Here is a 19,164-nt window from a genome sequence, read left to right on the forward strand (position 1 = left end):
GTTCAACGGTCTAGATGTTCAGCCACATTTCGAATGGCCGCAGGATCCGCAGGTCATGCAGCCTTCAACCATACGCATGTCGTATTGGCCGCAGCTGGGGCAGGCTTTGCCGCGCGGTTGCTCGCCAAGGTTCACCACTTCGGCTTGTGGGTCTGATTTCAGGCCCATGCCCTCGCCTTCCAGGAACCCGGTCGCGATCATGTGGCGTTCGATGACCGAACCGATGGCCGCAAGGATCGACGGAATGTATTTCCCATCCATCCACGCGCCCCCGCGCGGATCGAACACGGCTTTAAGCTCTTCCACGACGAAGCTCACATCTCCACCGCGACGGAACACGGCCGATATCATGCGGGTCAGGGCCACAGTCCAGGCGAAATGCTCCATGTTTTTCGAGTTGATGAAGACCTCGAATGGACGGCGATGACCATTCATGACCAGATCGTTGACGGTGATGTAAATCGCGTGCTCGCTATCGGGCCATTTGACCTTATAGGTATGACCTTCCAGCGATTGCGGGCGGTCCAGCGGCTCGGAAATATAAACCACATCCGCACCATTGTCGGCCTCGGGCGCTTTTTCGCTTTCCTCGGACACAGACAAAACCGATCCAGTTACGTCATTCGGACGATAGGTGGTGCAGCCTTTACAGCCGGTCTCCCACGCTTCCATATAGACGTCCTTGAAGTCATCAAAGCTGATGTCTTCCGGGCAGTTGATCGTCTTGGAAATCGAGCTGTCGATCCATTTCTGCGCAGCCGCCTGCATCTTCACGTGATCCATCGGAGCCAGCGTTTGGGCGTTGACGAAATAGTCCGGCAGTTCCTTGTCGCCGAACTTGTCGCGCCAAAGTTGGACGGCGTAATCCACGACCTCTTCTTCGGTGCGCGTGCCATCGGGCTGCAACACTTTACGGGTATAGGCATAGGCGAAGACCGGTTCGATCCCTGACGACACGTTGCCCGCGTAAAGGCTGATCGTTCCGGTCGGCGCGATCGAGGTCAGCAGCGCGTTGCGAATGCCGTGCTCGCGGATGGCGTCACGCACATCGTCGTCCATCGCCTGAAGCGAACCGGACGCCAGAAACTTGTCCGCATCAAACAACGGGAACGGGCCCTTTTCCTTGGCCAGTTCGACCGATGCCAGATAGGACGCACGTGCGATTTGCTTCATCCATGCTTCGGTCTGGGCCGCTGCCTCGTCCGAGCCGTAACGCAGACCCAGCATCAAAAGCGCGTCAGCCAAACCGGTCACACCAAGACCAATCCGACGCTTGGCTTGGGCTTCTTGCGCTTGGGCTTCCAGCGGGAAGCGGCTTTCGTCTACCACGTTGTCCATCATGCGCACAGCGGTCGCGACCAGCTCGGTCAGTGCGTCGCCGTCCAGTTCGGCGGTCGCCTCGAACGGATCCTTGACCATTTTCGCAAGGTTGATCGAGCCCAACAGACACGCGCCATAAGGCGGCAGGGGCTGTTCACCACACGGATTGGTGGCGGCGATCGTTTCGCAGTAGTTCAGGTTGTTCATCTGGTTGATGCGGTCGATGAAGATCACGCCCGGCTCGGCGTAATCATAAGTCGCTTTCATGATCTTGTTCCAAAGATCACGCGCTTCAACGGTGTGATAGATCTTGCCGTCAAACTTCAAATCCCAGCTGCCGTCCGACTTGACGGCCTCCATGAAATCATCAGTGACCAGAACTGACATGTTGAACATGCGTAGGCGAGCGGCGTCCGATTTCGCGGTAATAAAATCCTGAATGTCCGGGTGGTCGCAGCGCATCGTGGCCATCATCGCGCCACGACGCGAGCCCGCCGACATGATCGTCCGGCACATCGCATCCCACACATCCATGAAGGACAACGGGCCAGAGGCATCCGCCGCGACGCCCTTCACATCCGCGCCGCGCGGCCGAATGGTCGAAAAGTCATAGCCGATCCCACCGCCCTGCTGCATGGTCAGTGCCGCTTCTTTCAGCATGTCGAAAATGCCGCCCATGCTGTCCGGGATCGTGCCCATCACAAAGCAGTTGAACAGGGTGACGGCGCGCCCTGTGCCGGCACCCGCCGTGATGCGGCCAGCCGGCAGGTATTTGAAATCCTCCAGCGCGTCATAGAATCGCTCTTCCTGTCCTGGTTCCGAGGCTGCCAAAGACCGTGCGATTCGACGCCACGTGTCTTCAACCGTCTGATCCTCAGGCGTCCCATCGGCCTTCTTTAGGCGATATTTCATATCCCAGATTTGTTCAGCGATGGGGGCAGCAAAGCGAGTCATGTCAGCGTCTATCCTGTTGGATTGGAGGGTGTTTCAGAATAGGCGACTTGACCCGGAAAGGTCAATTGCAAAAGCCCGAGCTTCGCATTAAAATCGACGCCCAAACCACAATATCTAGTAGAACCCCATGACCACCCACGTAAATCTGGTAAAACTTTGCGTCGGCGCCGAAAAAGTCGAGGACCTAACCGCATGGCAAAATATGCGCATGGGACAGACAGGGTTGCCAAACCCGCGCCACATCACCCGTATGTGGCCAAAGCGCGAGGCAGAGCTTGTGAATGGCGGCTCTTTGTACTGGGTATTCAAGGGGCTAATCCTTGCCCGCCAACGCATTCTGGAACTGGACGAGGTCATCGGTCAGGACGGCATTCGCCGCTGCGGCTTGGTGCTGGATCCAGAGGTTGTGTTGACCGAAAGCCAACCGCGCCGGGCGTTTCAGGGCTGGCGCTATCTGTCTGCTGAAGACGCGCCGCGTGACCTGAAAGCGGATACCCTGTCGGACCAAGACCCCCTGCCCGCTGAACTCGCCTCGGCCTTGGCGGAGATTGGCATCCGCTGACCTGTCACAAAAGTTTTGCATCGACACCGCACACTAAGCCCGTGCCTGATTCCGATTTCGCCGACTGCCCTCTTGGCCAAATCCGACGGTACACAGCGTGCCCGTCTGGTCCGTTCGCACGCATACAAACGCTCTGGCGGTCTCCCCAAACCGTCAGAGCGACTTTGTTTGTTGCTCTTGGAACGACCTTCAAACACTGATAGCGTCCGCGTGCTAACGGGAGGACATCATGGCACTCGGCACCAAAATCCGCACCTATTTTAACGGGACATGGCATGACGAAGATCTGGCGGTGATGAAAGCCGCAGATCACGGATCGTGGCTGGGCACGAACGTGTTCGACGGCGCGCGATTCTTTGAAGGCGTCCACCCGGATCTAGAGGCCCATTGCGCGCGGGCCAACCGATCTGCCGAGGCGCTTATGATCACGCCGACCGTGACCACCGAGCAGATGATCGAGATCGTGAAAGAAGGTCTGGCGCAGTTCCCTAAAGATGCCGCCGTCTATATCCGCCCGATGTATTGGGCTGTGGACGGGGGACATATGGGCGTTGCTCCAAAAGAAAACAGCACCGGTTTCGCCATCTCGCTGGAACAAATTGCCATGGCTCCCGCACAGGCCTCGTCGCGGCTGACCACCACCCGGTTCCGCCGCCCCACTTTGGACAGCGCGATTGTGAATGCAAAGGCCGGATGCCTTTACCCCAACAACGCGCGGATGCTGCTGGAAGCCCGCTCTAAGGGCTTTGACAATGCACTGGCGCTGGATGCGCTTGGCAATGTGGCGGAAACCGCCACCGCTAACATCTTCATGGTCAAGGACGGCGAGATCTTCACCCCCATCGCCAATGGATGTTTTCTGGCCGGAATCACCCGCGCCCGCCACATCAAGAACCTGCGCGCCGAAGGCGTAACCGTGCATGAAACCGTGCTGAGTTACGAAGATTTCCATGGCGCGGACGAGGTTTTCGCCTCGGGCAACATGTCCAAAGTCACCCCGGTCAGCGCGTTTGACGACACGCAATATAACGTAGGCCCCGTGACCCAGCGCGTGCGCGAGCTGTATTGGGACTGGGCGCTGTCCGACGCAAGCTAAGTCGGACAGGTACAGAAAAACGATAGACACTCCCCGACCGCTCGGGCAGAGTGATCCCGTTTTGGAGGACATCTATGCGCAAGTTTCTCGTAATTCTGGACGACAGCCGCGAATGCCTGAACGCAATGCGGTTTGCTGCAATGCGTGCGGCCCATACGGGCGGCGGCGTAACGGTTCTATCGATCATCCCACCGGACGAGTTTAATCACTGGATTGGCGTGGGCGAGCTGATGCGCGAGGAAGAACGCGAGCGGATCACCGTACATTATGAGGTCTTCGCCAAGTGGATGCGCGACCGTCAGCATGTGGAGCCCGAATTGGTCATCCGCGAGGGCGAGGCCGTACCGGAAATTCTGGCGCATGTGCGTGAAAACCCCGACGTGGGCGTGCTGGTTCTGGGCGCGGGCGAAGGAAAAGCCGGCCCCGGCCCGCTGGTCACGCAAATGACCCGCGCCGCCGCCGAGCTGCCGATCCCGATCACCATTGTGCCCGGCACGATGACCAAGGAACGTCTTGAAGCGATCACGTAAAGATAGGTCCATCCGCTTGACAGGTGTCAGGTCGCAGCCCATATCAGAACCAACAAGATAGGTGCGCCCATGTTTATTCAAACCGAATCCACCCCGAACCCCGCGACGCTGAAATTCCTGCCCGGGCAGGACGTTCTGGGGGCCGGAACTGCCGACTTCCCGACCGCTGATGCGGCCGAAGGCTCGCCGCTGGCGGCACGCGTGTTCAAAGTGAACGGCGTGGCTGGCGTGTTCTTTGGCGCGGATTTCGTTACCGTAACCAAAGATGACGCGGTCGATTGGGATCACATCAAGCCCGCCATTCTTGGTGCGATTATGGAGCATTTCCAGTCGGGCCAACCGGTCATGGCAGGCGAAGCAACGGCTTCGGGCCACTCTGAGCACACTGGCGAAGATGGCGAGATTGTTGAGCAGATCAAAGAACTGCTGGATACCCGCGTGCGCCCAGCTGTGGCCCAAGATGGTGGCGACATCACTTTCCACGGTTTTGATCGCGGCATCGTTTACCTGCACATGCAGGGCGCTTGCGCGGGCTGCCCGTCCTCGACCCTGACGCTGAAAATGGGGATCGAGAACCTGCTGAAGCACTACATCCCCGAAGTGGTCGAGGTTCGCCCCGTTGCAGCCTGATCCGATGATCTTGGCATTTGACACATCGGCCGCGCATTGCGCGGCCGCTTTGCTGTGCGGGGACCAAATTGTCTCTGAACGGCACGAGGACATGGCGAAGGGACAAGCCGAAAGGTTATTTCCGCTCTTGGAAGTGGTTCTGGCTGACGGCGATGCCGCATGGACTGACCTGACAGCCATCGGCGTGGGCATCGGTCCGGGCAACTTCACAGGCATTCGTATTTCAGTCTCGGCCGCACGTGGCTTGGCCTTGTCTTTGGGCATCCCCGCCATTGGAGTCTCGTCGCTTGAAGCGCAGGCCCATGGCACCACACGCCCCATCTGGTCACTGATCGACGCGCGGCGGGATCACGTCTATGCGCAGAAGTTCACCGAAGGTGGCAACACCACGCCCAGCTTGATCACAGGGGCCGAAGCAAACGCCCTGTCCGGGGACCGTGTCGGCCCTGCACTACCCACCAGCCCCGCCCCGGCCATCGCGCGAATCGCGGCTGACCGCTTGCAATCTGGCGAGACAATCGACCGCCCAGCTCCCCTTTACATCCGGTCCGCCGACGCCGCCCCGCCGCGCGACCCGGCCCCGGTTATCCTGCCGTGAGCGACAGCTGCGCCAAATCTCTGTCCGAAATCCACACCGCCGCGTTCCAAACGTCGCGCGGTTGGAGCGCTGATGAAATCGTGGGCCTCTTGGCCTCCCCCCATGTTTTCACGGTCACGCACGCAGAAGGGTTCGCCATGGGCCGCGTTGTGGTGGACGAGGCCGAGCTTCTGACCATTGCCGTCATGCCCTCGGCCCAAGGGCGCGGCTTGGGGGCGGAACTTTTACAAAAGTTCGAACAGGCCGCAGCGGCCAAAGGCGCCATTCGCGCCTTTCTGGAAGTGGCTGCAGACAACCTTCCAGCAGTGGCGATTTACCAGCGCGCGAACTGGGAGGTCAGCGGCCTGCGCGTGGCCTATTACACTCGCCAAGATGGTTCTAACTGTGATGCAATTTTAATGGAAAAGCACCTGACCTAAGGTGAACCATCTGATTTCCCCCAAGTTTCGCGGCGCTGCGGCGAACAAAATTGGCATCCCCTCTTGCCCTTGCTTGAAAATCCCGGATGATCCCTTGCAGCGATCTGCTCGCAGAATTTTGGGGAATCGGCAGACACTCGGTCCGCTCGGCCCCACAACAACAACCGGGAGAATTGAAATGACCCTGATGAAAAGCTTTCTAGGCGCCGCCGCGTCGCTGGCCCTGACCGCAGGTGCCGCGCTGGCCGAGCCCGCAATCATTTTCGACTTGGGCGGTAAATTTGACAAATCCTTCAACGAAGCTGGCTTCAATGGCGCTGAGAAATGGGCCAAGGACACTGGTGGTTCGTATTTGGAAGTCGAACTGCAGTCGGAAGCTCAGCGTGAACAGGCCCTGCGCCGCTTTGCTGAAACCGGCGCCAACCCGGTGATCACCATGGGTTTTGCCATGTCGACCCCGATCTCGGAAGTTGCCCCCGATTACCCAGACACCACCTTCGTCACCATCGACGGCTGGTCGGATGCCCCGAACGTTCTGAACGTTGCATTTTCCGAGCATGAAGGCTCGTATCTGGTGGGCATGATGGCCGCGACGGCGTCGAAATCGGGCACCGTGGGCTTCATCGGCGGTATGGACATTCCGCTGATCCGCAAGTTCGCTTGTGGCTATGCCGAGGGCGTTCTGGCCGTGAACCCGGATGCGACCGTGATTGCCAACATGACCGGCACGACCCCAGCAGCTTGGAACGACCCGGTAAAGGGCGGCGAGCTGACCAAAGCGCAGATCAGCCAAGGTGCTGACATTGTGTACGCTGCTGCTGGCGGCACCGGTCTGGGTGTTCTGCAAACCGCAGCCGACGAAGGCATCCTGTCGATCGGTGTGGATTCGAACCAAAACCATCTGCAACCGGGCAAAGTCCTGACTTCGATGCTGAAACGCGTTGACGTGGCCGTCTATGAAGCCATGAAAATGGGTGCTGACATCAAGCCGGGCGTACAGGTCATGAACCTGGCAGCCGAAGGTGTTGGCTATGCGCTGGACGAACACAACGCAGCGCTTGTTTCGGACGAGATGAAAGCCGCCGTGGATGCCGCGGCAGCCAAGATCATCTCGGGCGAAATTGCTGTTCACGACTATATGTCCGACGACAGCTGCCCGGTTCTGGACTTCTGATCCGATCATGGTTGGCACAAAAACCGAGGGGCAACAGGCAACTGTTGCCCCCGCCATCGAACTTCGCGGCATCTCGAAAGCCTTTGGGCCGGTGCAGGCGAACAAGGACATCTCGATTTCCGTCCAGCCGGGCACGATCCACGGGATCATCGGCGAAAATGGCGCGGGCAAATCGACGCTGATGTCCATTCTGTATGGGTTCTATAAGGCCGATGAAGGTCAGATCTTCATCCACGGCAAAGAGACCCAGATCCCCGACAGTCAGGCCGCGATCCGCGCCGGTATCGGGATGGTGTTCCAGCACTTCAAACTGGTCGAAAACTTCTCGGTGCTTGAGAATGTGATCCTTGGAGTCGAAGACGGCGCGATGCTGCAACCGTCCTTGGCCAAGGCACGTAAGTCTTTGAAAGCACTGGCAGATGAGTATGAGCTCCACGTTGATCCCGAAGCCCTGATCGAGAATTTGGGCGTTGGGGTGCAGCAACGTGTCGAGATCCTTAAAGCGCTTTATCGCGAAGCCGATATTCTGATCTTGGACGAGCCCACCGGCGTGCTAACCCCCGCCGAGGCCGACCACCTGTTTCGCATCCTGAACGGGCTACGCGATCAGAGTAAAACCATCATCCTGATCACCCACAAGCTGCGCGAGATCATGGAGATCACCGACACCGTATCCGTCATGCGCCGCGGACAGATGACGGCCACGGTCAAGACCAAAGACACCAACCCGGAAGAACTGGCCGAGCTGATGGTCGGCCGCAAAGTTCTGCTGCGCGTCGATAAGGTACCTGCCCAACCCGGCAAAAAGATCCTCGAGGTCGAGAACCTGCACATGGTCGATGACCACGGGGTCGAGCGCCTGAAAGGCATCAATCTGAATGTCCGCGCGGGCGAGATCTTGGGGATCGCGGGTGTCTCGGGCAATGGCCAGACGCAGCTTTTGGAAGTATTGGGCGGCTATGCGACAGCCACTGGCGAAATTCGGATCAACGGGGACCCCATTGATCTGACAGGGAAATACTCGGATGGACGGTCACGCCGAGAACGCGGGATTGCGCATGTGCCGGAAGATCGGCAGGAACACGGTCTGATCATGAATTTCCCCGCGTGGCAGAACGTCGTCTTCGGCTATCACCACGCTGACGAATACCAAAAGAACGCGCTTCTGATGGACAACGCCAAGATGGTCGAGGTGGCGCAGGACAAGATGGACCGTTTCGACGTGCGCCCGCCCCTGCCCGATCTTGCAGCCAAGAACTTTTCCGGTGGCAACCAACAGAAAATCGTTGTCGCCCGCGAGATCGAACGCAATCCCGACCTTCTGCTGGTCGGCCAGCCCACCCGCGGCGTGGATATCGGCGCGATCGAGTTCATTCACAAGCAGATCATCGGTCTTCGTGATCAAGGCAAAGCCGTGCTGCTTGTCTCGGTCGAGCTGGAGGAGATCCTGTCGCTGTCTGACCGGATCGCCGTCATGTTCGACGGGCATATCATGGGCGAACGCCTGCCCGACCAAACCGATGAACGAGAGCTTGGCCTGTTGATGGCGGGCGTCACAGGAAACGGAGACAGCTGATGGACAAGATGCCGAAATGGGCGGATGTCGCCCTGATCCCCTTCCTGAACCTGCTGATCGCTTTTGTCCTGTCCGGACTGGTGATTTTCGCCATTGGGGAAAACCCCTTCAAGGCGCTGATGACCATGATCAACGGCGCATTTGGGTCCACCTATGGCTGGGGCTATACGCTTTACTATACCACCAACTTCATCTTTACGGGCCTTGCTGTGTCCATCGCTTTCAAAGCTGCGATGTTCAATATTGGCGGCGAAGGTCAGGCGATGATTGGCGGCTTAGGCGTAGGCATTGCATGCCTGTTCATCCCAACAGTTCTGATGCCCCATTGGACCATCGCGCTGATCTTTGCGATGATCGCAGGTGGCCTGTTTGGCGCGGGCTGGGCATTGATCCCAGCCTATCTGCAAGCCAAACGCGGCAGCCACGTGGTGATCACCACAATCATGTTCAACTTCATCGCAACCGCTTTGATGGGCTATCTGTTGATCGGCCCTTTGAAGCTGAAACGCGCTCAGGAAAGTGCCTCGGCATCCTTCCCCGAGGTGACAAACCTGCCCACTTTGCACGAGCTTTTGGCCCCTCTGGGCATCAGTTTTTCGAAATCCGCGCCCGCCAACGTGTCGCTTTTCATCGCGCTGGCCATGTGTGTGGTGGTTTACCTGCTGATGAACCGGTCACGACTGGGGTATGAGATCCGGGCCTTTGGGGAAAGCTCCACAGCGTCGGTCTATGCGGGCATCTCGCCCACCAAAATTATCATCGTTGCCATGATGCTATCGGGCGCGATTTCGGGTCTGATGGCGATCAACGCCACGATGGGCCAGCACGAACGTCTGATCCTGAACGCGGTCGAGGGCGCAGGCTTTATCGGCATCGCGGTCGCCCTGATGGGACGCAACCACCCGTTCGGGGTGCTTCTGGCCGCGCTTCTGTTCGGGTTTCTCTATCAAGGTGGCAGCGAGCTGTCGCTGTGGTCGAAAATCCCACGCGAGCTGATCGTTGTTATTCAGGGTCTGGTGATCCTATTCACCGGCGCGTTGGACAATATGGTGCGGATGCCGGTCGAACGCATGTTTATTGCCGCTGCCAAACGAAAGGACGCGTAAGATGGATTTCCTGACCATCATCCAGATTGCCGACTCGGCCCTGCGCCTTGCGACGCCTCTTTTGTTTGCCTGTCTAGCGGGTCTGTTTTCCGAACGCGCCGGTATTTTTGATATTGGTCTGGAAGGCAAGATCTTGGCCTCGGCTTTTCTGTCGGCCGCGGTGGCCTTTGCCTCGGGCTCGGTTTGGTTCGGCCTTCTCAGCGGTGTTTTCGCCTCGATCTGCTTTTCGGCGGTGCATGGCGTGGCCTCGATCACCTTCCGCGGCAACCAGCTGATTTCGGGCGTGGCACTGAACTTCTTGGCGTCAGGCATCACGGTATTGGCAGCGCAAGCGTGGTTCAGCCAAGGCGGACGCACCCCGCCCCTGACCGGCACAGACCGCTTCCTGCCGATCGAGCTGCCCTTCGCCCTTGGAAAATCCGACGCAGAAGCCGCAGGCGTTCCCCTGCGCATACTGATCGACCAAGCCAACCCAATCCAGCAGGTCTATTCCGAGTTCATTTCGGGCCACACGATTCTTGTTTACGTCGCGCTTCTGATGGTGCCGCTGTCATGGTTCGTCTTGTTCCGCACCCGTTTCGGCCTGCGCCTGCGTGCCGTGGGTGAAAACCCCGCTGCCGTGGACACAGCAGGCGTCTCGGTCATCAAACTGCGCTATGCCTCGATGGCCATCGCAGGCACCCTTTGCGGGTTGTCGGGCGTGTATCTGGCCACCGGCCTTGGCGCAGGCTTTATCAAGGAAATGTCGGCGGGGCGCGGCTATATCGCGCTGGCCGCATTGATCTTTGCCAAGTGGAAACCCGTGCCTGCACTGGGGGCGACGTTCCTCTTTGGCCTCTTGGAAGCCATCGCCAACCGTTATCAAAACATTGACCTTGGCGGCGTCGTGATCCCGGTCCAGTTCATGCAGGCTCTGCCGTATATCCTGACCGTGGTTATCCTTGCCGGCTTTGTCGGCAAGTCAGTCGCACCAAAAGCCGGGGGCCAGCCCTATGTCAAAGAACGCTAAGGCGGTTGCGGATCAGATCCGCGCTTTGGCAGGGGACGAACCTGTTGCCGTGGGTCTGGTCTTGGGCTCTGGTTTGGGCCATTTGGCCGATGCCGTGGACGGCGTCGCGATCCCTTATGACCAGCTTGATGGCTTTCCCCATGCGGGCGTTTCGGGCCACAACCCGAACCTTGCCATCGGCACACTAGGTACCACGCGCGTCGCCGTCTTTGGCGGGCGCGAGCACTATTACGAGAACGGTCGTGCAGACGCGATGCGCCTGCCGCTTGAGGTTCTGTGCGAACTGGGTGCGGATCGGTTAATCCTAACCAATGCCGCTGGTTCCATGCGCCCGGACATCCCGCCGGGCGATCTGATGCAGATCACCGATCACATCAATTTCTCGGGCCTGAACCCTCTGATTGGCGAAAGAACCGATGCGCGGTTTGTCCCGATGGGCGGGGCCTATGATCCTGACATGATCGCAGAATTTCAACGCATCGCCGCCGATGAAAGCATCCCCCTGCAACAGGGAACCTACGCTTGGTATTCCGGCCCGTCTTTTGAAACCCCTGCCGAAATCCGCGCCATTCACACCCTTGGTGCAGACGCGGTCGGCATGTCCACGGTACCCGAAGTGATTCTGGCGCGCTTCCTTGGCTTGCGCGTTGCAGGCTTTTCGACCGTGACAAACATGGCTCAGGGTCTATCTGATGAGTCCATAAGCCACGAACACACCAAGAAAATGGCACCACTTGGAGCAGAAAAGTTAGAAAAACTGGTTCGACGCTACTTAACGCGTGACTAGTCCGAATAAATTTCGCATGTAATAGCCCATACCCAAGACCACTAGATTAGAGTTGCTCCAACATGCAGATTTACCTGCCGATTGCCGAAGTGTCCGTGAACGCGTTCCTTCTGCTGGGTCTTGGCGGGATTGTGGGCATCTTATCAGGCATGTTCGGCGTGGGCGGCGGCTTCTTGATGACGCCGCTTTTGTTCTTCATCGGAATCCCACCCGCAGTAGCCGTTGCGACCGAGGCAAACCAAATCGTCGCAAGTTCGTTTTCCGGCGTGTTGGCGCATCTGAAGCGAAAAACCGTAGACCTGCGAATGGGCTGCGTGCTTTTGGTCGGGGGCCTGATCGGCGCGGCACTGGGCGTGCAGCTTTTCAACGCGCTGAAAGCCATTGGTCAGGTCGATCTGCTGGTCAAGCTATCCTATGTGGTCTTTCTGGGCATCATCGGGGCACTGATGTTTGTGGAAAGCCTGCGCGCGATCATGAAATCCCGCAAAGGCGGGGGCGTGCCCAAGCGACGCAAGCACACATGGGTCCATAACCTGCCTTTCAAGATGAAGTTCCGCACCTCGGGGCTTTATATCTCGGTCATTCCGCCGATCTTGGTCGGTGTGTTGGTCGGCATTCTGGCCGCGATCATGGGCGTTGGCGGAGGCTTCATCATGGTGCCCGCCATGATCTATCTGCTTGGAATGCCAACAAAAGTCGTCGTAGGGACCTCGTTGTTCCAGATCATTTTTGTGACCGCTTTCACCACGCTTTTGCACGCAACGACCAACTTCACCGTGGATATGGGTCTGGCTGTACTTCTGCTGGTCGGGGGCGTCATCGGTGCCCAGATCGGCGCCCAGATCGGGGTGCGTTTGAAGGCCGAGCAACTGCGCGTTCTTCTGGCCATCATGGTGCTGGTTGTTTGCGGCAAGCTGGGGCTGGACCTGCTGATCCAACCTGCTGAGCTCTTTGAACTTGGCGCGGCAGGGGGGCACTGATGCTGCGTATCGTCTCGCTTATCGCGCTGTTCCTGCTGTCCGCCCTGCCCACGCGGGCCGAAGAAATCGTCGCCGGCCTTAGCCAAAACCGCGTGTCGATCACGGCCACATTTGTTGGCTCAGAGATCCTGATTTTCGGCGCGGTCAAACGCGAAAGCCCGCCGCCAGAAGACAGCTCGCTCGAGGTTGTTGTGGTGATCGAAGGCCCAAGCTCTCCAATCACCGTCCGCAAAAAGGACAAGCGTTTTGGCATCTGGATCAACACCGACGCGATGGAACTGGCCGCCGCGCCCAGCTTTTATGCAGTCGCGACGTCCGGTACATTGGGCAACAGCATCTCTACGCTGGAAAATTTGCGCCACTTGATCTCGGTTGATCGCTCGATCCAGATCTCGGACAATCCGTTCAACAACCTCGACCCGCGCGAGTTCACGGACGCCCTGATCCGCATCCGTGAAAAGGCCGGGCTTTACAAGCAGCTTGAAAACTCGGTGAAGCTGAAACAGGACACCCTGTTTGAAACCCGTGTAGCCCTGCCCGCCAACCTGACTGAAGGCAACTACCGCACTCGGATCCTGCTGACACGTGGGGGCCAGGTAACATCGGAATACGAGACCATCATCAACGTGCAGAAAGTCGGGCTGGAACGCTGGATCTTTAATCTGGCCCATGAACAGCCGCTGATCTACGGCCTTCTTTCGCTGGTCATCGCCATCGCTGCCGGCTGGGGCGCATCAGCCGCCTTCCGCATGATCCTGCGCAACTGACCCTTATTTTCTTGTTCCAAGTACCTTGGGGGAGTGTGAAAGCCACAGGCTTTTGCACGGGGGCAACGCCCCCACAGGCTCACGCAGTGAGCCAGCAAAAATCCACGTGACAGCCCGCGCGTCAACCACGCCCGATATAGGGCATCTTGGTCGCCATCACCGTCATGAACTGCACATTCGCGTCAGGCGGCAGCGTCGCCATATGCAGGACCGATCTGACCACCGCGTCCACATCCATCGCTGGGGGCGGCACCTCGCCCTGTGCCACAGCTTCATCAATGATCCCTTGCAGAAGGTCCGTCCGCGCGTTGCCGATGTCGATTTGACCACAGGCGATGTCAAAGGGACGGCCATCAAGGCTCAGTTGCTTTGTCAGCCCAGTGATCCCGTGCTTGGTCACGGTATAAGTCACGGCCCCTTCGCGCGGCACATGGGCGCTGATCGAGCCATTATTGATAATCCGCCCGCCTTGCGGGGACTGCCCGCGCATCTGGGCAAAGGCTGCGCGGGCGCACAGGAACATTCCTGTAAGATTGACCGACACTGCACGGGTCCAATCCTCGACCGAAACCTCGTCAATCGGGGCAGCTGGCATGAACAGCCCGGCATTGTTGAAAAGCACATCAAGACGGCCCGCTTGGGCCGCGAACTGGTCAAACGCCGCACTGACCGCATCCGGGTCCGAGACATCCGCGACCAGCACATGCGCATCACCCTGCCCCGCGGCGATCTCGTCCAGCACCTCTTTGCGCCGTGCCAATAGACCAACCGTCCAACCCTCGGCCAGAAACAGCTCGGCCGCGGCGCGGCCAATGCCTGCGCTGGCCCCTGTGATCAGAATACTAGGCATCATCCGCCCCTTGTGCTTCCAGCGTCAGGGCCGTGGGCTTGGCGGGCAAATCGGCGGTCGACAAATCCCCATGCGGACGCGCCATCGCATAGCGCGTCACCCAATGCAGCCGCGTCTCGGCACGCGTGATCGCCACATAGGCCAGACGCTTCCACAGGGGCAATCCGGCCTCTGAGCGTCCCGCCCAAGCCGCTGCGGCGATGTCCGGGGCAAAAACCTGCACCTCGGGCCATTGCGAGCCCTGCGCCTTGTGGATAGTCACGGCCGCCCCATGCAGGAAGGCAGCCCCCATGCGGGCGGCGAAGGGAATAAAGGGTTCTTCCTCGTCCGGTTTTTCGATCTTCACAATCGACGCGGCCGAGACCTGAGGATCCTCTGCCCCCAGCACATGTAGACGCGAAAATCCGGGGCGCTTCCCCGGCCCCAAATAGACACATTGCGCCCCTTTAATCAGGCCACGCGCCTCAAGGTCGATGCGCTTCTTTCGGTGTTTCAGGGGCAGCTCAATCCCGTCACAGATCAAGGGTTCGCCGGGCAGCAGCTCGATCTCGGGGGCATGAAAGGCGGACCGAAAGGCTTGGATCAACCGCACCCGGGTCTTGTTGCGCCAGACCAGCACCGGCGAACGCGCCATCAAATCTGCATTGGCGCGCGGTGACACCACCACGCGGTCATCGCGTGCAGCGGCCTGATGGATCATCCGTTCAAACGCATCGAAATCAAGACTGTCATCCGCCAGAGCGTGGGCCAAATCCAAGATCGGGTTATCGTCTTCCTGTCGGTGAATACGGTGCAAAACCTGTTTGCGCGGGCCTTTGATGTCATCAAAGATCATCTTGCCGGACTGCCCGACCGGGGCCAGCTGAGCGGGATCTCCGAACAGGACCAGCGTGGGGAAGATCTCGCGCAGGTCGTCGAACTGCTTTTCATCCAGCATCGAGCTTTCGTCGACAAATCCAATGTCCAAAGGATCGTCGCGTCGCTTCCATCCGGTGATGAAGTCAGACCCGCGCAGCCCGGCCGCCGCCAACGCACCGGGGATGGATTTTTGCGTTTGATAGAAGGCAAAGGCGCGGTCCAGTGCCTCGTCCGTCAGGCCTTCGATCTCGGGTCGGTCGCCGTTTCCAGCCAGCCATTCCGCGATCTTTTCGTATTCGGGATCATAAACCGGCGTATAAAGGATCCGGTGAATGGTCGTCGCTGGCACACCCCGGTTGCGCAAGACGCTGGCAGCCTTGTTGGTCGGGGCAAGAATGGCCAACGTGCGGCGTTCCTTGCGGCGCTTGCCCTCCCAATCGCCCGAAATTATGTCGACGCCCGCATCTTCCAGCGCGCGGTAAAGCTCGGCCAGCAGCAGGGTCTTACCGGACCCTGCCTTGCCGATCACTGCCATCACCTGCGATTTGCCGTCGGCAACCGGCGTTAGCAGCGCATCGTCCAGATTGACGCCCGATAGGCGCAGCATGTCCGACACGCGGTCATGCGCTTCGGCTTGGTCGTCCGAGAATGTCACAGGGGATCGATTGGTCATGGCGCGACCCTATCGCGCAGACCTTGGCAGCACCAGCGCCCGAAGACGCTGATAGCCGATTTTCTCAGGAATCTATGTGCAAGATCAAGCGCTGCGCGGCATCGCTTGCGGCGCTGGGGCACGGTTGGCCGTAGACAGCGAATAACGAAGCCAGTCCTGGCTGACCTCGCGGCTGACGCCGACCCGTTTCAAAGTGGGTTCAAACGCAGCTTCGTCCATCGACCACAGGCCGACGCCGATACGATCGCGACCTTCGCCGCCCATTCCTATCACATCCGGCACCAGACCCATCAGGCGATAGATCCGTTCCATCCGCGGGTCAAAGACACCAACGAAATGTTCTAGCTTGAATGTGTCCATGATCTCGCCCGCGCCCAGCGCCAACGCCGCCGATGCACGACGATCCGCGCTTGGGGATAGGCAGAAGCGAGTGCATTCCCAGATCAGCGGGCTTTCGATATGAACGCCGTCGGTAAGGTGGCTGAAGTGATCATTCACCATTGTTTGACCAACCGTTGGTAGAAAACGCATAGATCCGCCGTGGCGGCCATCTGCCATTTCCCAGATCACGTAAAGCGGGTTCATGGCGTCGTATTCGTCGCGCTCGTAACCGTTTTCATCGACCGAAACATCCCAGCCAAGACGGCGCGAGAATTGTTCCGCCCGATCCTGAAACATGGTTTCTGCCAGCAGAGGGAATTTCGAAAGATCATTGCCATAGAGGTAACGCAGCATGAGTGGAGCTCCTTTGTCCGAGTGATTAACAGGACAATGCTCGCTTCTTAGTTAACGTATGGCAAATACATCGTGGGGTAGAGCGATGTTTAAATTATGATGATGCCCGTTGAAAGTGCGCGCGCTACCGCATGAGTTGTGTTCATCGCGCCCAGTTTGTGACGTGCACTTTCGATGTAAACACGAAGCGTATGTTCCGAGATTTTCAACTCGGCCGCCGCTTGTGCGCGGCTCATCCCGCGGGCAAGGCAACTCATCGATTCCAGTTCGCGGGGGGATAAGGCAGGCACGCTGCCTTCCTCGCCCCACTTCTCGAAGTCCAAAGCTTTCTTGTTGAACTCATGCGCTAGGATCATCAAATCTCGCGCATTTTCGTCAATGAACTTCCCCCAGTTTTCATCACTCAAGGTTGCATTCAGGGTGAACAAAGCAAACTGTCCGTTGGGGCCGCGAATGGGAATTGTATAGCCTTGATTGCCAAGCCCGTGGTCCAAAGCATCCTGCCACATCTCGCGGGCGTGCTTTGTAGACCAATCCAGCTCGGTCCAAGAAACGGGTGTAAAACGCTGAAAACACCCGAAAATTACAGGATCCAATCGAAGATAATCTTTTTCGAGATAGCGATCGACCCATTCCGCCGAATACGTTCCTGCACCATAACGCTCGCCGACGGAATTCACCCAGTGATAGACAATATGCTCGACTTCATAGTGATCGCGCAGGTCTTCAAGGATCGACTGAAGATCTTCAAGCGTGGCCGCCGCTTGCAAGGTAGAGAGAAGGTCTTCCAGCCGGTTTGTCATAGGCGCGCGCGTTCCCATTCTTCTCGCGGGTCATGTCTGCAATCTCGGTCAAAGCGACAAGGCGTGCGTCATCCAGCCAGTCAGCTGTCACACTCAGACCGTTTTCCTCAGCATAGGCCATGAGGTCGCTAAGTACATCAACAATCCATTTATCCTGCATGAGAAATCCCTCGAATGTGAAGCTAGTGACAACTTTAGCAGGTAAATTAGGCACTTCTAACTCGCGGATCGAAACTCCCCATAAATAGCGAGGTCGGGAAAGACCCGGAATCCACCTTCCCTAGGGTCAATTTGATCAATTCCGGCCATTTTCGCGAATCACTTCGCATGTGGGAACAAAAAAACCCGCCGCCTTTAGGAAGGCAGCGGGTCGTATTGTCGGGAAAAGCTGTGGCTTATTTTGGGCCAGCTTCCAGTGCGTCCTCAAAAGTCCGCAATCCGGTCTTCGGGGACTGAACCAGCACCGACATGTTGCCGGGCTTATGTTCGTTCTTATACATCTTCATATGTGCGTCCGGGATTTCAGCCCAAGGGAACACTTCCGACATGTAAGGGTCGATCCGACGCTCGATCATCAGCTTGTTGGCGGCTGCGGCCTGCTTCAGATGCGCAAAGTGCGAGCCCTGCAAACGCTTCTGGTGCATCCAAGTATAGCGGACGTCGAAGGTACAGTTGAAACCGGTGGTGCCGGCGCAGATCACAACCATACCACCTTTTTTACAGACCAGGTTCGACACCGGGAACGTGCTTTCACCCGGGTGTTCGAACACGATGTCCACGTTATTACCTTTGCCGGTGATATCCCAGATGGCTTTGCCAAAGCGGCGAGCTTCTTTAAACCATGTGTCGTATTCCGGTGTGTTCACGGTCGGCAGTTGACCCCAGCATGTAAAGTCCTTGCGGTTGATTACGCCCTTCGCGCCCAGACCCATAACAAAGTCACGTTTGCTTTCGTCCGAGATCACACCAATGGCGTTGCCGCCAGCCGCGTTGATCAGCTGGATGGCGTACGAACCCAGACCGCCCGAAGCACCCCAAACCAGAACGTTCTGACCGGGCTTCAGTTCATGCGGGTGGTGACCGAACAGCATGCGGTATGCGGTGGCCAGCGTCAGCGTATAGCAGGCGCTTTCTTCCCAAGTCAGATGCTTGGGGCGGTGCAGAAGCTGCTGAGCCTGAACGCGGGTAAACTGGGCAAACGACCCGTCCGGAGTTTCGTAACCCCAGATCCGCTGGCTGGGCGAAAACATCGGGTCACCGCCGTTACATTCTTCGTCGTCACCGTCATCCTGGTTACAGTGGATCACGACCTCGTCGCCCACTTTCCAGCCTTTGACCTTGTCACCCACGGCCCAAACAACACCCGAGGCGTCGGAACCAGCGATGTGATAGTCCTGCTTGTGAACGTCGAACATGCTGACCGGCACACCTAGGCCAGCCCAGATGCCGTTATAGTTCACGCCAGCGGCCATCACCAGAACCAGCACTTCGTGGCTGTCCAGCTTGGGGGTCTCGACGACCTCGACCTGCATGGCCTGATCGGGTTCACCCTGACGGTCACGGCGGATCGACCATGCATACATCTGAGCGGGAACGTGGCCCAGCGGGGGCATTTCACCGATCTCGTAAAGATCTTTCTTCGGGGCGTCGTATTCGGCGATGCCGGTCTGTGTGTCCAAAGCCATGGTGGCCTCCTGATCTTGCGCGTTAACTGATTCCATTGCCGCAGTGCAGAAT

20 protein-coding genes are annotated in these 19,164 nt (G+C 58.3%); 13 read left to right on the forward strand and 7 right to left on the reverse strand.

Features of this window, described 5'->3' with window-relative positions:
* Window positions 1-18: 18 nt before the first annotated feature.
* Window positions 19-2,274 carry an adenosylcobalamin-dependent ribonucleoside-diphosphate reductase gene (locus ACXAH3_RS09920; RefSeq protein WP_474861926.1) on the reverse strand — a complete coding sequence of 752 codons (2,256 nt, stop codon included), beginning with the start codon at window positions 2,272-2,274 and terminating at the stop codon, window positions 19-21.
* A gap of 127 nt (window positions 2,275-2,401) precedes the next feature.
* Between ACXAH3_RS09920 and ACXAH3_RS09925 the strand changes: the two genes are divergently transcribed.
* From ACXAH3_RS09925 to ACXAH3_RS09985, 13 genes are all read left to right on the forward strand, one after another.
* The gene (locus tag ACXAH3_RS09925) at window positions 2,402-2,836 is read left to right on the forward strand and encodes a DUF1489 family protein (protein ID WP_474861927.1); all 435 of its coding nucleotides are present in this window, start codon (window positions 2,402-2,404) and stop codon (window positions 2,834-2,836) included.
* Window positions 2,837-3,065: 229 nt separating this feature from the next.
* Window positions 3,066-3,932: a branched-chain amino acid aminotransferase gene (locus ACXAH3_RS09930; RefSeq protein WP_474861928.1), complete on the forward strand. Its 867-nt coding sequence runs from the start codon at window positions 3,066-3,068 to the stop codon at window positions 3,930-3,932.
* A 74-nt stretch (window positions 3,933-4,006) separates the two neighbouring features.
* The gene (locus ACXAH3_RS09935) at window positions 4,007-4,462 is read left to right on the forward strand and encodes a universal stress protein (protein ID WP_474861929.1); all 456 of its coding nucleotides are present in this window, start codon (window positions 4,007-4,009) and stop codon (window positions 4,460-4,462) included.
* Between the two features lie 69 nt (window positions 4,463-4,531).
* Window positions 4,532-5,092: a NifU family protein gene (locus ACXAH3_RS09940; protein WP_474861930.1), complete on the forward strand. Its 561-nt coding sequence runs from the start codon at window positions 4,532-4,534 to the stop codon at window positions 5,090-5,092.
* Window positions 5,093-5,096: 4 nt separating this feature from the next.
* Window positions 5,097-5,690 carry a tRNA (adenosine(37)-N6)-threonylcarbamoyltransferase complex dimerization subunit type 1 TsaB gene (gene tsaB, locus ACXAH3_RS09945; RefSeq protein WP_474861931.1) on the forward strand — a complete coding sequence of 198 codons (594 nt, stop codon included), beginning with the start codon at window positions 5,097-5,099 and terminating at the stop codon, window positions 5,688-5,690.
* Entirely contained in the window at window positions 5,687-6,109 is a 423-nt protein-coding gene (locus ACXAH3_RS09950) for a GNAT family N-acetyltransferase (RefSeq protein ID WP_474861932.1), read from the forward strand. The genes tsaB and ACXAH3_RS09950 overlap by 4 nt, the downstream gene beginning before the upstream one ends.
* Before the next feature lie 178 nt (window positions 6,110-6,287).
* On the forward strand, window positions 6,288-7,283 hold the full coding sequence (locus ACXAH3_RS09955; RefSeq protein WP_474861933.1) for a BMP family lipoprotein: 996 nt from the start codon (window positions 6,288-6,290) through the stop codon (window positions 7,281-7,283).
* 7 nt (window positions 7,284-7,290) lie between these two features.
* Entirely contained in the window at window positions 7,291-8,859 is a 1,569-nt protein-coding gene (locus ACXAH3_RS09960) for an ABC transporter ATP-binding protein (protein WP_474861934.1), read from the forward strand.
* A complete protein-coding gene (locus ACXAH3_RS09965) occupies window positions 8,859-9,965 on the forward strand; it encodes an ABC transporter permease (protein ID WP_474861935.1) in 1,107 nt (368 codons plus the stop codon). The genes ACXAH3_RS09960 and ACXAH3_RS09965 overlap by 1 nt, the downstream gene beginning before the upstream one ends.
* A gap of 1 nt (window position 9,966) precedes the next feature.
* On the forward strand, window positions 9,967-10,974 hold the full coding sequence (locus ACXAH3_RS09970) for an ABC transporter permease (protein WP_474861936.1): 1,008 nt from the start codon (window positions 9,967-9,969) through the stop codon (window positions 10,972-10,974).
* Window positions 10,958-11,761 (forward strand): purine-nucleoside phosphorylase, encoded by an 804-nt coding sequence (locus tag ACXAH3_RS09975; protein WP_474861937.1) that lies wholly within the window; start codon window positions 10,958-10,960, stop codon window positions 11,759-11,761. Before ACXAH3_RS09970 ends, ACXAH3_RS09975 begins: the two co-directional genes overlap by 17 nt.
* A gap of 62 nt (window positions 11,762-11,823) precedes the next feature.
* Window positions 11,824-12,741, forward strand: a complete 918-nt coding sequence (locus ACXAH3_RS09980) for a sulfite exporter TauE/SafE family protein (protein ID WP_474861938.1) — start codon at window positions 11,824-11,826, stop codon at window positions 12,739-12,741.
* Window positions 12,741-13,508, forward strand: a complete 768-nt coding sequence (locus ACXAH3_RS09985; RefSeq protein WP_474861939.1) for a TIGR02186 family protein — start codon at window positions 12,741-12,743, stop codon at window positions 13,506-13,508. The genes ACXAH3_RS09980 and ACXAH3_RS09985 overlap by 1 nt, the downstream gene beginning before the upstream one ends.
* A 121-nt stretch (window positions 13,509-13,629) precedes the next feature.
* On the opposite strand, the gene ACXAH3_RS09990 is transcribed toward ACXAH3_RS09985, so the two are convergent.
* The 6 genes from ACXAH3_RS09990 to ccrA all read right to left on the reverse strand — a co-directional run bounded on the left by ACXAH3_RS09990 (window position 13,630) and on the right by ccrA (window position 19,112).
* Entirely contained in the window at window positions 13,630-14,358 is a 729-nt protein-coding gene (locus ACXAH3_RS09990) for an SDR family oxidoreductase (protein ID WP_474861940.1), read from the reverse strand.
* A complete protein-coding gene (locus tag ACXAH3_RS09995) occupies window positions 14,351-15,889 on the reverse strand; it encodes an ATP-dependent DNA helicase (protein ID WP_474861941.1) in 1,539 nt (512 codons plus the stop codon). The genes ACXAH3_RS09990 and ACXAH3_RS09995 overlap by 8 nt, the downstream gene beginning before the upstream one ends.
* Before the next feature lie 84 nt (window positions 15,890-15,973).
* Window positions 15,974-16,624, reverse strand: a complete 651-nt coding sequence (locus ACXAH3_RS10000) for an acyl-homoserine-lactone synthase (RefSeq protein ID WP_474861943.1) — start codon at window positions 16,622-16,624, stop codon at window positions 15,974-15,976.
* Window positions 16,625-16,713: 89 nt separating this feature from the next.
* Window positions 16,714-17,427, reverse strand: coding sequence for a helix-turn-helix transcriptional regulator (locus tag ACXAH3_RS10005; RefSeq protein WP_474861944.1), 714 nt, complete (start codon window positions 17,425-17,427; stop codon window positions 16,714-16,716).
* On the reverse strand, window positions 17,372-17,587 hold the full coding sequence (locus ACXAH3_RS10010; protein WP_474861945.1) for a hypothetical protein: 216 nt from the start codon (window positions 17,585-17,587) through the stop codon (window positions 17,372-17,374). The genes ACXAH3_RS10005 and ACXAH3_RS10010 overlap by 56 nt, the downstream gene beginning before the upstream one ends.
* A 235-nt stretch (window positions 17,588-17,822) precedes the next feature.
* Window positions 17,823-19,112, reverse strand: a complete 1,290-nt coding sequence (ccrA, locus tag ACXAH3_RS10015) for a crotonyl-CoA carboxylase/reductase (RefSeq protein ID WP_474861946.1) — start codon at window positions 19,110-19,112, stop codon at window positions 17,823-17,825.
* Between the last annotated feature and the right edge of the window lie 52 nt (window positions 19,113-19,164).

This window comes from Aliiroseovarius sp. ABM4_368 (assembly GCF_056161205.1).